Annotated in this window: 12 protein-coding genes; 3 read left to right on the top strand and 9 right to left on the bottom strand. The window is 63.8% G+C overall.

Features of this window, described 5'->3' with window-relative positions:
• Positions 1-130: 130 nt before the first annotated feature.
• From UB31_RS24150 to cyoA, 7 genes are read right to left on the bottom strand one after another with little or no spacing between them, the layout of a single operon-like run.
• Positions 131-664: a response regulator transcription factor gene (locus UB31_RS24150; RefSeq protein WP_045012685.1), complete on the bottom strand. Its 534-nt coding sequence runs from the start codon at positions 662-664 to the stop codon at positions 131-133.
• Positions 654-2,039, bottom strand: coding sequence for an ATP-binding protein (locus UB31_RS24145; RefSeq protein WP_045002280.1), 1,386 nt, complete (start codon positions 2,037-2,039; stop codon positions 654-656). Before UB31_RS24145 ends, UB31_RS24150 begins: the two co-directional genes overlap by 11 nt.
• On the bottom strand, positions 2,011-2,859 hold the full coding sequence (locus tag UB31_RS24140) for an SURF1 family protein (RefSeq protein WP_045012684.1): 849 nt from the start codon (positions 2,857-2,859) through the stop codon (positions 2,011-2,013). The genes UB31_RS24145 and UB31_RS24140 overlap by 29 nt, the downstream gene beginning before the upstream one ends.
• Before the next feature lie 13 nt (positions 2,860-2,872).
• A complete protein-coding gene (cyoD, locus tag UB31_RS24135) occupies positions 2,873-3,247 on the bottom strand; it encodes a cytochrome o ubiquinol oxidase subunit IV (RefSeq protein ID WP_045002282.1) in 375 nt (124 codons plus the stop codon).
• Complete coding sequence (gene cyoC / locus UB31_RS24130; RefSeq protein WP_045002283.1) at positions 3,244-3,873, bottom strand: cytochrome o ubiquinol oxidase subunit III; 630 nt, start codon at positions 3,871-3,873, stop codon at positions 3,244-3,246. The genes cyoD and cyoC overlap by 4 nt, the downstream gene beginning before the upstream one ends.
• A complete protein-coding gene (cyoB, locus tag UB31_RS24125) occupies positions 3,874-5,871 on the bottom strand; it encodes a cytochrome o ubiquinol oxidase subunit I (protein WP_045002284.1) in 1,998 nt (665 codons plus the stop codon).
• Between the two features lie 10 nt (positions 5,872-5,881).
• Positions 5,882-7,045, bottom strand: coding sequence for a ubiquinol oxidase subunit II (gene cyoA, locus UB31_RS24120; RefSeq protein WP_045012703.1), 1,164 nt, complete (start codon positions 7,043-7,045; stop codon positions 5,882-5,884).
• 180 nt (positions 7,046-7,225) lie between these two features.
• On the opposite strand from cyoA, the gene UB31_RS24115 reads away from it, so the two are divergent.
• Positions 7,226-8,554, top strand: coding sequence for an MFS transporter (locus tag UB31_RS24115; RefSeq protein ID WP_045002285.1), 1,329 nt, complete (start codon positions 7,226-7,228; stop codon positions 8,552-8,554).
• 89 nt (positions 8,555-8,643) lie between these two features.
• On the opposite strand, the gene UB31_RS24110 is transcribed toward UB31_RS24115, so the two are convergent.
• A complete protein-coding gene (locus tag UB31_RS24110; protein WP_045012683.1) occupies positions 8,644-10,035 on the bottom strand; it encodes a M48 family metalloprotease in 1,392 nt (463 codons plus the stop codon).
• A 132-nt stretch (positions 10,036-10,167) separates the two neighbouring features.
• Entirely contained in the window at positions 10,168-11,022 is an 855-nt protein-coding gene (locus UB31_RS24105) for a thermonuclease family protein (RefSeq protein ID WP_045012682.1), read from the bottom strand.
• A 249-nt stretch (positions 11,023-11,271) separates the two neighbouring features.
• Here UB31_RS24105 and UB31_RS24100 point away from each other — a divergent pair, with 249 nt between their 5' ends.
• Positions 11,272-12,477 carry an ABC transporter substrate-binding protein gene (locus UB31_RS24100; RefSeq protein ID WP_045012681.1) on the top strand — a complete coding sequence of 402 codons (1,206 nt, stop codon included), beginning with the start codon at positions 11,272-11,274 and terminating at the stop codon, positions 12,475-12,477.
• A gap of 138 nt (positions 12,478-12,615) precedes the next feature.
• On the top strand, positions 12,616-13,407 hold the full coding sequence (locus UB31_RS24095) for an enoyl-CoA hydratase (protein WP_045002289.1): 792 nt from the start codon (positions 12,616-12,618) through the stop codon (positions 13,405-13,407).

Here is a 13,407-nt window from a genome sequence, read left to right as displayed (position 1 = left end):
AACAGCGAGGGCGGAAGCGTAAGCCACGGGCTTGATCCTCCGGGGTTAGCACGTGCCAGGCTGCGCCTTCCGCTTTCGCGTGTTGAGCCACCGAGATCGTAGATCGGCTGATCTGCCCTGCGAAAGCGACCTACTTCACCGGCCGCTTCTCGAGCTTTCGTGCCAGCGTGCGCCGGTGCATCCCCAGCCTTCTCGCTGCCTCCGAGATGTTGAAATCCGTCTCGATCAGCGTCTGGTGGATGCGCTCCCATTCCAATGTCTTGATCGATGTCGGCCGGACATCCAGCGCGACTTCGGCGTTGCCTTCGGCTTTGTTGAAGGCGGCTTCGATGTCGTCGGTATTGGAGGGTTTTGCCAGGTAGTGGCAGGCCCCTAACTTGATCGCCTCGACGGCAGTCGAGATGCTGGCAAATCCTGTCAGCACCACGATCAGCATCTCCTCATCGTGGGTGTGGAGGAGTTCGACGCAGGTAAGCCCCGAGGCGCCGCCGAGCTTGAGGTCGACCACGGCATAGCCGAAGGAGCGTCCCTCCAGGACTTTGCGGACCTCTTCAATCGAGCCGGCGAGCACGACCTCGTAGCCGCGGCGCTCGAACGAGCGCTTGAGCGTGCGCGCGAAGCCGGCATCGTCCTCGACGACGATGAGCGAACGGTCAGGCGTCAAAGCTGCCTCCGATCGCGAGCGTTGCGAGCGGTAGCGTGAGGCGGACCGTGGCGCCGCGCTTCCGGTGGTTCTCGGCGGTCACGCTGCCCCCTAGCTTGCGCACGACGTTGACCACCAGGAACAGGCCCAGCCCGCCGCCGGCGCGGCCCTTGCTCGACTGATAGGGTTTTCCGAGCTGCGCCAGCATCTCCGGCGCAAAGCCAGGGCCGCGGTCGCTGATCGACAGCACGAGATTGTCGCCTTCGCGCTCGGCCAGGAGCTCGACCCAGTCGCGCGAGACTTCATAGCCGTTGTCGAGTACGTTGAAGATCACTTGCTTCAGGGCGACGTCCGAGACGATCGCGACGTCCTCGCCAAAGGTGTTGACGAAATAGAGCGTCCGCGCCGAACGCGCGTTGCGCCATTCCTCGACCAGCGCGGTGACGAAGGCCGTCACCGTCGTCGGCGATGATCCTTCGCCGCGCGCCTCGCCCGCGGATACCAGAATGCCCGTCACGATGGTCTTGCAGCGTTGCAGCGAGGTCTCCATCTCCGCGAGATCCTCGGCGAGCTCCTGATCGGCGGCGAGATCCGGCATGCGGCGCCAGTCGCTGAGGATGACCGAGAGCGAGGCGAGCGGGGTGCCGAGCTCATGCGCCGCGCCCGATGCCAGGAGACCCATGCGGACGATGTGATCCTGCTCGGCGGCATGCTGGCGCAACGCCGCCAGATGCGCGTCGCGCTCGCGCAAATTCCTGTTGATGCGGGTGACGAACACGACCAACAGCACGGCGTTGAGGACGAAGCCGAGCAGCATGCCGGTGACGGTGAGCGTATAGGTCTCGCTCAGCGGGTTCGGCGGCAGGTCGAGCGGCCGGTAGGCCATCGTCAGCCACACAAAGCTCGCGCAGCTCAGCGCCACCAGCGACCAGGTCGAGCGGGCATCGAGCAGCACCGCACCCAGCGTCACCTGGAGCAGGAACAGCGAGGTAAAGGGGTTGGTGGCGCCGCCGCTGAGATAGAGCTGCGCGGTCAGGGCTGCGACATCCAGCATCAGCGCAACCAGCAACTCATTGTTGGTGATCGCGGCCCGATGGCGCACCCAGACCAGGCTTGAGACATTGAGGAAGACCAGCGCGCCGATGACCGCGCCCATCCGGGTCAGGGGTAAGGGAATGCCGAGCCAGAAATGCACGCCGCCGATGGTGACGATCTGGCCGACCACTGCGGTCCAGCGCAGCTGGATCAGCAGCGCCATGTTCTTGCGGTTGGTCTCGTCGTCCGTCGGTGCAACGCCGATCAGCTCGCTGCGCGCGTCCGCCTGCGATTGCAGCGTGACGGCCAGCTCGCCGTGCGTGATTCCGTCGTCAGGTCGGTTCGACGATCGTTCCAGCATCTGATCCCGTCCTGTGCGCGGCGGCATCAGATCCGCTGGCCGGTTCGTGGACGAAGCGCTTGCGGCGGAACAGCCCGCCGCCGAATGTGACGAAAAGTTTGCCGGCCAGCATGAAAGCCAGGGAAAACCAAGTCAGCGCGTAGATCAGGTGGTTATTGGGAAAGCTCACCACGGTCAATCCGCCGATTGGCCCGCCGTCGGCTTGTGATCCGGCGTCGGCATCGATGAAGAACGGGGCGACGTCGTGGAGACCGCGTGCCGCCGCAATCGCGGCCACATCCCGCGAGTACCAGCGGTTGTGCTGGGGAACGTTGTTCCTGAGGAATCCGCCCTTCGGCTCCGTCACGCGCAGCAGGCCGGTGATCTCGACCTGGCCGTCCGGATTGGCGCCCTGGCGCGTCGCTGCGTCGCGCCGCTCGGACGGCACGAAGCCGCGGTTGATCAGGACCAGTCTGCCGTCGCCGCGCTGGAGCGGCGTCAGCACCCAATAGCCGGGGCCTTCCTCGGTGACGGCCTGAACCAGCGTCTCGCGGTCATGCAGGAAGCGGCCGGAGATGGTGACGTGCCTGTACTCGTCATTCGCGGCGGTGACCGCGGGCCACGATGCCGGCAAGGGGATCGGCTGGGCCGCGGCATGAACGCGCTGCTCGACGCGTTCGATCAGCGCCAGCTTCCAGACACGACGTTCGACCTGCCAGACGCCGAGAGCGATCAGAAGGACGAAGGCGGTGAGCGAGAGGACTGCGAGCCACAAGGACGGGCGCGCGGCCTTGCCGCGCGTCCTGGTTGCCTCGTTTATCACGGTCCAGGTCTTGCTCATCTCAGAGTCCCGCTCACTTCATCCCGGTCATCTCATGGATCGGCATCATGTTGCTGTTGAGGTGGTTCATCACCCACAGCGAACCGGACAGCGCGATCACCACCATGACGATGGTGAAGATCAGCGCCATCATGCTCCAGCCGTTCTCGGACTTGGTGTTCATGTGCAGGAAGTAGATCATGTGCACGACGATCTGCACGACCGCGAAGGCCATGATGACGAGTGCGGTGATCTGCTTGCTCGGCAGCGCCCCGCTCATCACCAGCCAGAACGGGATCGCGGTGAGCACCACCGAGAGCACGAAGCCGAGAAGATAGGTCGAGAGCGAGCCGTGCGAATGGTCGTCGTGGTGGTGATCCGCGTGGGCGGCGTGGGTGTCGGTGTTCATCGCAGAACTCCCAGGAGATAGACGAAGGTGAAGACGCCGATCCAGACCACGTCGAGGAAGTGCCAGAACATCGACAGGCACATCAGGCGACGGCGGTTGGCCTCGATCAGGCCGAACTTCCAGACCTGCACCATCAAGGTCACCAGCCAGATCAGGCCGCAGGAGACGTGCAGGCCGTGGGTGCCGACCAGCGTGAAGAAGGCGGACAGGAAGGCGCTGCGCTGCGGCGTCGCGCCTTCATGGATCATGTGGGCGAATTCGGTGAGCTCGATACCGATGAAGGCGAGGCCGAACAGGCCGGTGATCGCGAGCCACATCTGCGTCTGGCCGATGCGGTTCTGCGCCATCGTCAGCATGGCGAAGCCGTAGGTGATCGACGACAGCAGCAGCATCGAGGTGTTCACCGCGACCAGCGACAGGTCGAACAGATCCTTCGGCGCCGGGCCGGCGGCATAGTTGCTGCCGAGCACGCCGAAGGTCGCAAACAGGATCGCAAAGATGAGACAGTCGCTCATCAGGTAGATCCAGAAGCCGAGCGAGGTGCTGTAGCCTTCGGGGTGCGGGTGCTCGTCGGCGAGGTAGAAGAGCGGCTCGCCGGATTGGGTGGGATTGACAGCGATCGTCATTTACTTGGCTCCGGCGAGCAGTTGGGTGCGCGCGTCTTCGGCCCGGACGACATCATCGGCCGGAATGTCGAAGTCGCGGTGGTAGTTGAAGGTGTGACCGATCCCGACGGCGAGCATTGCGATGAAGCTCGCAGCCGCAAGCCACCAGATGTACCAGATCAGGCCGAATCCCATCGCGGTGGCAAAGCCGGCGAGGATGATGCCGGTGCCGGTGTTGCTCGGCATGTGGATCGGCTTGAACCCGGTCAGCGGACGCCGATAGCCGCGGCGCTTCATGTCCCACCACGCGTCGTTGTCGTGAACGACGGGGGTGAAAGCGAAGTTGTAGGCGGGCGGCGGCGAGGAGGTCGCCCATTCCAGTGTGCGTGCATCCCAGGGATCGCCGGTGACGTCCTTGAGCTGCTCGCGCTTGAGGAAGCTGACGGCGAACTGCATCAGCATCGAGAGAATGCCCAGGAAGACCAGGAAGGCACCGATGCCGGCGATGATGAACCAGATCTGCAAGGACGGATCATCGAACACGCGAAGCCGGCGGGTCACGCCCATCAGGCCGAGCACATAGAGCGGCATGAAGGCGAGGTAGAAGCCCGTGACCCAGAACCAGAACGACAGCTTGCCCCAGAACGGATCGAGCTTGAAGCCGAATGCCTTCGGGAACCAGTAATTGATACCGGCGAACGCGCCGAACACCACGCCGCCGATGATCACGTTGTGGAAGTGAGCGATCAGGAACAGGCTGTTGTGCAGGACGAAATCGGCCGGCGGCACCGCGAGCAGCACGCCGGTCATGCCGCCGAGGACGAAGGTCAGCATGAAGGCGATCGTCCACAACATCGGCAGCTCAAAGCGGATACGGCCGCGATACATCGTGAACAGCCAGTTGAACATCTTCGCGCCCGTCGGGATCGAGATGATCATCGTGGTGATGCCGAAGAACGAGTTGACGCTGGCGCCCGACCCCATCGTGAAGAAGTGGTGCAGCCAGACCAGGTACGACAGGATGGTGATGACCACCGTGGCGTAGACCATCGAGGTGTAGCCGAACAGCCGCTTGCCGGAGAAGGTCGAGGTCACTTCCGAGAAGATGCCGAAGGCAGGGAGAACCAGGATGTAGACCTCGGGATGGCCCCAGATCCAGATCAGGTTCACGTACATCATCGGGCTGCCGCCGAAATCGTTCGTGAAGAAGTTGGTGCCGACATAGCGGTCGAGCGTGAGCAGCGCGAGCACGACGGTCAGAACCGGGAAGGAGGCGACGATCAGGACGTTGGTGCAGAGCGAGGTCCAGGTGAACACCGGCATCTTCATCATGGTCATGCCGGGGCAGCGCAGCTTGACGATGGTACAGATCAAATTGATGCCGGACAGCGTCGTTCCGACGCCCGCGACCTGGAGGCCCCATATGTAATAGTCGACGCCGACGTCAGGACTGTAGCCGATATTCGACAGCGGCGGATAAGCCAGCCAGCCGGTACGGGCGAATTCGCCGATGAACAGCGAGGCCATCACCAACACCGCGCCGCCGACCGTCATCCAGAAGCTGAAATTGTTGAGGAACGGGAACGATACGTCGCGCGCGCCGATTTGGAGCGGTACGACGAAGTTCATCAGGCCCGTGACCAGCGGCATCGCCACGAAGAAGATCATGATTACGCCGTGCGCCGTGAACACCTGGTCGTAGTGATGGGCGGGGAGGAAACCCTCGGAGCCGCCGAACGCGAGCGCCTGTTGCGCGCGCATCATGAGCGCGTCGGCGAAGCCGCGCAGCAGCATCACGATGCCGAGGATCATGTACATGATGCCGATGCGCTTGTGGTCGACGCTGGTGAACCATTCGCGCCACAGATAGCCCCAGAGGCGGAAATAGGTCAGGCCGGCGAGCAGCGTGATGCCGCCGAGCGCGACCATCGCGAAGGTACCGACCAGGATCGGCTCGTGCAGCGGCAGCGAATCGATGCTGAGCCGGCCGAAGATGAGCTTGAGAAGATCAGGAGACATGCGTGCTCTCTCAGGAGTCTGACTTCGGACGTTGTCCGAGGAAGAAGGACGAGGACTTGAGCGGCGTGAAGGTTGGCCGCTTCAGGCCGGCGCCGATGAGCGGCGCGGTGTCGATGGGGGCCTTGATGGCCGCCGTCGTCGCGGCGCCTTGCGGCGCGTCGGGCGTGCAGGTGCCGGCGACGAAGGTCGGCTCGGGCCCGAGCGCGGTGCCGCGGCGGGCATATTTGTCGTAGGCCAGCGGCAGCGTGTTGTTCAGGCCCTCATGGCCGAGACCGCCCTTGGCGTCGATTGCCATCATCTCGCTCTGACACATCTTGCCGGTCTCGACGCACATGTTGAGGATCAGGCGGTAGAGATCGGAATCGATGGTGCCCCAGCGGCGCACCGGCTCGTTCTGGCTCGGCTTTTCCAGCTTGAGATATTCCGTGCGGCCGAGCGAGCCGCCGGCGGATTTGGCGCTGGCGATCCAGGCGTCGAAGCCCTTGTCGTCGAGGCCCTGGAAGTTGAAGTGCATGCCGGAGAAGCCGGCGCCGCTGTAGTTCGCGGAGAAGCCCTTGTAGGTACCGGCGTGGTTGATCACGGCGTGGAGCGATGTCTCCATGCCCGGCATCGCGTAGATCTGTCCGGCCAGTGCGGGGATGTAGAACGAGTTCATCACCGAAGACGCGGTGATGTGGAAGTTGATCGGGCGATCGACCGGCGCGGCGAGCTCGTTGACGGTGGCGATGCCGTAATCGGGGTAGATAAAGAGCCACTTCCAGTCGAGCGCGACGACGTCGACTTCGAGCGGAGCCCTGGACTGGTCCACTGCGCGTTCCGCGTTGATGCGGCCGATGTTGCGGTAGGGGTCGAGCAGATGCGTGCCCATCCAGGTCAGCGCGCCCAGGCAGACGATGATGAGCAGCGGCGCCGACCAGATCACCAGTTCGAGGCTGGTCGAGTGGTCCCATTCCGGCTCGTAGCGGGCCGACGTGTTGGACTGGCGGTAGCGCCAGGCGAACAGCACCGTCAGCGCCATCACGGGGACGACGATCAGGAGCATCAGGATGGTGGAGATGATGACGAGGTCGCGCTGCTGGGCAGCGATGTCGCCGGCTGGCGCCAGCACGACGTAGTTGCAGCCGCTGAGCGCAACTGCCAGGGGTAGTAGCGCCAGGATCTTGAGACGTGACACGGCCAAGCCTTATGAGAATGAGTTTCCTTTGCGGGACCAATGGGTAGCTGCGGCGCAGCAATCCGCACATTGGACAATTTGTCCAATGTTGCAGTGCGGAATGTTGGGCCACACAAGGGCAGATTGCCCGGCGCCCGCCGGGTGGTCGGCTTTGGTTTTCAGGACGTTAAGGGCGCACGCATGGCGACGGCACAGACCCCCGCAATGGCAGACATCCACTCGGGCGAGCACGGCCACGACCAGGCCAGTCCCGGCGAGATCGCCATCGGCGTCATCATCGGCCGGACCTCGGAATTCTTCGACTTCTTCGTCTACGCGATCGCCTCGGTGATCGTGTTCCCGCGCTTGGTATTCCCCTTCACCAGCGAGCTGACCGGCACTCTCTATGCCTTCATGATCTTCGCGCTGGCCTTCATCGCGCGGCCGATCGGAACTGTCATCTTCATGACGGTCGATCGGGAATACGGCAAGACGGCCAAGCTGGTCTCGGCGCTGTTCCTGCTCGGCACCGCCACCGTCGCGCTCGCGTTCCTGCCCGGCTATCACGAGATCGGTAGTGCCGCGATCTGGCTGCTCGCGCTGGCGCGTATCGCACAGGGTCTGGCCTGGGGCGGCGCCTGGGACGGTATGGCTTCGCTCTTGGCGCTGAATGCGCCACCCTCCCAGCGCGGCTGGTACGCGATGGTGCCCCAGCTTGGCGCGCCGCTCGGGCTGATCGTGGCGAGCGCGCTGTTCGCTTATTTCGCCGGAAACCTGTCGGCCGACGATTTCTTCGACTGGGGTTGGCGCTATCCCTTCTTCGTCGCCTTCGCCATCAACGTCGTGGCACTGTTCGCGCGCCTGCGCATGGTGACGACCGAGGAATATGCCTCGCTGTTCGAGACTCGCGAATTGCAGCCCTCGCGCATCTCCGAGACGGTCGCGCGTGAAGGCCAGAATATCATGCTCGGCGCGTTCGCGCCTCTGGCGAGCTTCGCGCTGTTCCACATGGTCACCGTGTTTCCGCTGTCCTGGGTGTTTCTGTTCACCCGCGAAAGCCCGGTGCGCTTCCTGATCATCGAGATCGTCGCCGCGGTGTTCGGCGTCGCCGCGATCGTGGCCTCCGGCGTCATCGCTGACCGCGTCGGCCGCAAGCCGCTGCTGATGGGATCGGCGATCGCGATCGCGGTCTATAGCGGCTTCGCGCCGCAGTTGCTTGACGCCGGCGCGTTCGGCGAGACCATCTACATGGTGATCGGCTTCATCCTGCTCGGCCTATCGTTCGGCCAGTCCTCCGGCGCGATCGCCTCGAACTTCAAACAGGCCTACCGCTACACGGCCTCGGCGCTGACCTCCGATATGGCCTGGCTGTTCGGCGCAGGCTTCGCTCCGCTCGTCGCGCTGCTGCTCGCCACCAATCTCGGCGTCATCGCTTCGGGCGCGTATCTCCTGTCCGGCGCATTCTGGACACTGCTCGCGCTCTGGCTCAGTGGCCAGCGCGAGGCCGGGGATATGGACGCGGGCGCTTAAAAATTCACCCGGATGTCGTCCTGGCGAAAGCCAGGACCCATTACCCCACTGAGAGTTGTTGAAGCACGCTGGAGCTACCAGACCGCGCCTCAATCCGTCACGATCTTCACGCGGTCGCGCACCTTCACCTGCGCATGCGCGTCGAGGCCGTTCAGCACACGGAAGCGTTCGGCGGGGTGATCGACGCCGGCCATGCGGTGGGACATCGATTCCACAGTGTCGCCGGGCTGCACGGTGATGACCTTGATGCGCAGCGGACGCGCGGCCTGGATCTCTTCGAGCGTCAAACGGCGGAATGAATTGACGGTCTCGCGCGCATTGCGCTCGCTCTCGGTCGACTTCTGCCGCGTGGCGAAGATGAAGCGGTAGACGTCGCTGCCGAAGCGCAGCGCATAGATCTTGAACTGCCACTGATCGCCCTTGGCAGTAGCGGAAGCGGCCGGGAAGCCGTTGATGGTGATATCCTCGATGGAGGCCTTCTCGACGCCTTCCATCCAGCCCGAATTGAGGTAATCGCCGAGCGACTGCTCGGCCGGCACCCGTACCACGTCGAAGCGCATCGCCTGCGAGCCGCCCTCGCGCACGCCGATCACCGCCTGCGCAGTGTTGTCGAGCGTAAAATTGTCCGGCGCCTGGAAGGTGAAGCCGAGCTTGGGATGCAGGAAACGCCGGCCGCGGACAAAGCCTTCGCTGGGGTCTTCGCCATAGACGAGGTTGTCGATCGCGGCGAGGTAGCTCTCGCGGTCGCGCTCGCCACCTTCCGGGGCGACGTATTGCCGCGCGATCGTCTGCGCGTTCTGCACGCGCTCGGGGGTTGCCGGATGCGACGAGGTGAAATCCTGTGCGCGCGGATCGAGCGTGGTCTTGCCGGCCTTCAACTCGGCATTGCGCTCCATCGCCGAGAGGAAACGTGCCGCGCCATACGGGTCGAAATGTGCCTTGGCGGAGATACCGACGCCGATGCCGTCAGCCTCGAACTCCTGGTTGCGCGAAAAACTCGCCATGGTCAGCTTGGTCTTGGCGAGTGCGAGCGCGGTGAGATCGGGATCGGTGCTCATGTCGGTGACGACGCGAGTGACGATCGCGGCCTGGCGGGCCTGGTCCTCGCGCATCGCCGCGTGCTTGGACAGCACATGCGCCATCTCGTGGCTCAGCACCGAGGACAATTCCGACGTATCGCTTGCAAGCGCAAGAAGTCCGCGCGTGACGTAGAGCTGTCCGTTCGGCAGCGCGAAGGCGTTCACGGCGCCGGAATTGAGGATGGTGACCCTGTAGCCCTGGTCGGGACGATCGGAGGCGGCAACCAGCCGGTCGACGGTTTTGCTGACCAGAGATTCGAGCCTGGGGTCGTCATAGGTGCCGCCATAGCTCGCCAGGATGCGCTCGTGCTCCTTTTCGGTGGCGGGGGTCTGGGCGACGGCCGGCTTCGGCTTGGGCATCGCGATTGTCGGCGTCGTCGCCGCGGTCTGGAACCGGTTCATGTCGCCGCAGCCGGCGAGGGCTGTACCCAGCACAAGGCATAGCACGGCCGGCGCAGCCCGCAGGCGGCGGCCATCACCTCGTCCGTGCCGTCCTAGCACCCCATTCACGTCGTCTAACCCGTGCCTGGCCCTTTAGGGCCTTACCCCTGGCTCGTTTGCGCCCAGCAACTCGACCTGTCCCACCCGAAGCACATCGATACGCGGCCCCGTCGTCCCCTCAACCCAGCCCCGAACGCGAATACGCCTATTTTCCAGGGACTTAAGGGTCATTCCGGCGCTTTCAAACGCCGGCAACGTGCGCCTTGAAATAGTCACGGCGAAGCCGCGTGTCCAGTTCCGACCGAAGTTGAGGTAGGTCACTGCCCCAGCTTGCCGGACCGACAGGACTTTGCCCTCGAGCACCATAAAGCGCCCGATCCCGGCCAAAATATCGTCCGGACTTTCCGCGTTTTTTATGGCCGACGGGTCAGCCCAGTTGCCCTTTTTTTGCCGCCGCGCCTCGGCCTCCGCCGCCATCAGGGCGGCCGCGCAGCCCTTGTCCGCAATCTCGGCGGAGACGAGTGCGTCGCCCTGGGCGAGCAGCATGGCCTGCACGGAGGTATCGCTCTCAGCGACGAACATGAGCGCGCCCTGGCGGCCATAGCGGTCGGGCGTGTCGTCGGTGCCGCGCAGCGTCACGTCGCGGCCGACGAGCTGCGAGGTCAGCGCCTGCTTCGTCGTCCCCGTCGGCTCGATGCCGGTGAGGCGGATTTCGCGCCCGTCATCGAGGCGCACGCTGCGCGCATCGACGATTGCTGCGACACGACCCTCGCCCTGAGACTCGAACTGGCAGGCCGCCGCGAGCGCGGCATGGCGCGACGCAAGCAGAAATGTTGCGGCAATGAGCAGGAAAGTCGTTCGCTTCACGTTGCCCGGAGAGGTTGAGCTGCGTTCTACTCTTAACGCAAATCGAGCAAGCGGCGAAGGGGCTTCCTCACACTCCGTCATTGCGAGCGGAGCGAAGCAACCCAAAATCTTTCCGTGGAGACAGTATGGATTGCTTCGCTCCGCTCGCAATGACGAAGTTGAGACATTTTGCGGCACTCCACCATTCCGCTTTGCGGAAAACACGTGTGCCAATCGTATCTTGGTAACGCACCGCGCTTGCTGCGCTCTCGCCCATGCGGCATGATTGCGGCAACAGCGATAATCAAGCCGCCAATAGAGCGCGGCGCGATCAAGGGAGGTCTTTTTTTGATGAAGAAAATTTTGTCGGGCATTTTTGCGGCGTCGTTCGCCCTGAGTGCGAGCGCGGTGCAGGCCCAGGACAAGCCGCCCCTGAAGATCGGCGGTATCCTCGACATGTCGAGCCTTTATGCCGACATCACCGGTCCGGGCAGCGAGACTGCGGCCAAGATGGCGGTGGAGGATTTCGGCGGCGAGGTGCTGGGACGCAAGATCCAGGTGCTGGCCGCCGACCATCTCAACAAGGCCGATCTGTCCGCCAACATTGCCCGCGACATGCTCGACAACCAGGGCGTCGAGATGATCTACGACGTAGCGGCCTCCGCGACCGCGCTTGCCGCCGGCGAGATCGCGAAAGCGCGCAACAAGATTATCATGTTCAACGGCCCCGGATCGATCCGCCTCACCAACGAGGCCTGCGGTCCCTACACCGTGCACTACGTGTTCGACACGTTCGGCCAGGCCAACGTGACCGGCCTTGCCGCCGTGAAGTCGGGGCTTGATACCTGGTTCTTCCTCACCGCCGATTACGCCTTCGGCCAGGATCTCGAGAAGGACACCAGCAACGTCGTCGTCAAGACCGGCGGCAAGGTGCTGGGCAACGTGCGGCATCCGCTAAACACGTCGGACTTCTCCTCCTTCCTGCTCCAGGCGCAGGCCTCCAAGGCCAAGGTGATCGGGCTTGCCAATGCCGGCGGCGACACCGTCAACGCCATCAAGCAGTCGGCCGAGTTCGGGATCATGAAAGGCGGCCAGAAAATCTCGCCGCTGCTCGCTTTCGTCACCGATATCGACTCGATCGGACTGGAGACCGCGCAGGGCCTGCTGCTGGCGGAGGCCTTCTACTGGGACCTCAACGACGACACGCGCGCATTCTCGAAGCGGTTCACCGAGCGCATGAAACGGCCGCCGACGTCGGCGCAGGCCGGCGTCTATTCCTCCGTCACGCACTATCTGAAGGCCGTGAAGGCGGCCGGTACGACCGACTCTGCGGCCGTGATGAAGGTGATGAAGGAAACGCCGATCAACGACTTCTTTGCCAAGAACGGCAAGATCCGCGAGGACGGCCGCATGGTGCACGACATGTACCTGTTCGAGGTGAAGAAGCCGTCGGAGTCAAAAGGCCGCTGGGACGACTACAAGCTGCTCGCCACAGTGCCCGGCAACGAGGCGTTCCAATCGCTGGAGCAGTCGCGCTGCCCGCTGGTCAAAAAATAAACCTCGTCTTTGCGAGGAGCGAAGCGAAGCAATCCAGAGATGTTTCCGTAGAGACGGTCTGGATTGCTTCGTCGCTTCGCTCCTCGCAATGACGAGTGTGGTGAGAGACCGAGCAAAACAACAATAAGGGAGACACCCATGAGCAACGACATGGTCCTGCAAAAGCTCGAAGGCGGGCTGCTCACCATCACCATGAACCGCCCCGAGCGCAAGAATGCGCTCAATCCAGACATGGTGCGCGGCTTGGTCGAGGCGGCGCGACGCGCGGCCGACGATCCGGAGGTGCGTGCGGTGCTGTTCAAGGGCGCGGGCGGCAGCTTCTGCGTCGGCGGCGACGTCAAGTCGATGGCGGAGGGCCGTGCACCGCTGCCGTTCGAACAAAAGCTTGCAAATTTGCGCCGCGGCATGGAGGTCTCGCGCATCCTGCATCAGATGCCGAAGCCCGTGGTGGCGCAGCTTGATGGTGCGGCGGCCGGCGCCGGCCTCTCGATGGCACTGTCCTGCGACCTCCGGGTCGCCAGCGAATCTTGCAAGATTACCACCGCCTTCGCAAAAGTCGGCTTCTCCGGCGATTACGGCGGCACCTATTTCCTGACCCAGCTGCTCGGCAGCGCGCGGGCGCGCGAGCTCTATCTGACCTCGCCGGTGCTCACCGCGAAGGAGGCGCATGCGATCGGCATGGTGACGAGGGTCGTGCCCGACGCCGAGATCGATGCGGCCGCGCACGAGCTCGCGCTGTCACTGGCCCAGGGTCCGTCGATCGCGCTCGGCTTCATCAAGCGCAATATCAACAATGCCGAGCATCTTGCGCTGGAAGACTGCTTCGACGGCGAGGCGATCCATCACACCCGCTGCGGCGACACCGAGGACCATAAGGAGGCCGCGAAGGCCTTCGTCGAGAAGCGCAAGCCGACCTTCAAGGGCGCATGA

It is taken from the genome of Bradyrhizobium sp. LTSP849 (assembly GCF_000938255.1).
Classification (GTDB): Bacteria; Pseudomonadota; Alphaproteobacteria; order Rhizobiales; family Xanthobacteraceae; genus Bradyrhizobium.
This window is presented reverse-complemented; position numbering and strand designations above follow the sequence as displayed.